The sequence below is a fragment of the Aphanothece microscopica RSMan92 genome, from assembly GCF_046613545.2.
GTDB lineage: Bacteria > Cyanobacteriota > Cyanobacteriia > PCC-6307 > Cyanobiaceae > NIES-981.
In genome coordinates, this window is record NZ_JBKKKY020000212.1 from 1 (window position 1) to 1,036 (window position 1,036).

2 protein-coding genes are annotated in these 1,036 nt (G+C 51.1%); both read right to left on the bottom strand.

All coding sequences use genetic code 11. The features are described 5' to 3' along the window. The coding region (locus tag ACLD7X_RS17040) for a VOC family protein (protein WP_425625426.1) at positions 1-237 on the bottom strand (237 nt) is incomplete at its 3' end. 34 nt (positions 238-271) lie between these two features. Next, a complete protein-coding gene (locus ACLD7X_RS17045) occupies positions 272-853 on the bottom strand; it encodes a Crp/Fnr family transcriptional regulator (protein WP_411424877.1) in 582 nt (193 codons plus the stop codon). Positions 854-1,036: the final 183 nt, after the last annotated feature.

Consider the following 1,036-nt stretch of genomic DNA (forward strand, 5'->3'; position numbering starts at 1 on the left):
AACAAGTGCGCCGGATGCACCAGGCAACGCACTGTCTCCGTTGAACATGTGCATGCGCGTTGTTCCCATGTCGATGAACTGAAAGGTGCTGCCAAAGACAGCCTCATAGAAGGACTTTGCACGGTCCAGGTCCGCAGCTGCAATCTCAAACCAAACAACGGGATTTACCACTGACGTCTCTCCAAGGAATGTAGGGAAGATGTTTCGGGACGAAACTAATCCTTGGTTGGCAATCATCTCTTGCCAATTGGCAAGAAATACCCACCCCGTTCTATGGGAGTTCGGCGCGAATTCTGCTCAATGAGCTTTCCGTGATCCCCAAGTACGTCGCTATCATTTTGAGTGGCGCAGACTGAATGATGGCCGGATGACGTTCAATGAGTTGAAGATACCGTTCCTTTGCTGTCAGGGTAATCATGTCAAGTGTTCGCATACGGCTACGAAGATGTTCCGAAGTAAACCATAAGCGACCCCATTCAGCCACTTCATGAGAGTGTTCAAAGATGGATGCGAAATCGCTTGCCAAAATGCGCAGTACCGAACACGGTGTCAGCGTTACCATCCGCTCACGTGCGGGAGTTCCCATAAACACGGAAACGCAATCAATGACAATGTCACCTGGAGTGAAGAATGCCGTCGTGATTTCTCTTCCGTCGCTATTTGTTGCCGTGCTGGCGACAAGTCCGTCAATCAGACAGCAATAGTCATGAGCCATCACACCAACAGTACCCAGACCGTGGTGTTTTGGCAGATGCTCCACGGAGTGCAAGGCGACAAGAGCATCGTAGGTCTCACTCGAAAAAAGGGCAGGATTGTAGAAACGATGGAGGTCCTCCGCAATGGCGGGGCGCACGGGAGAGACATTTCGTGTCATTGACCGGACTTTGCCTGTTCGTAGACCTGAGTGTTACCGGGGTCAAGGAATCGAAGGCTGGACCAAACGTCGTCGCCTTTATAGCCCCTGAAAAGATCGGCTATCTCGAGATGCTTGGCGTCAAAGAACGCTTGGATAATGACGCTTCGGTTGGAGATTTTC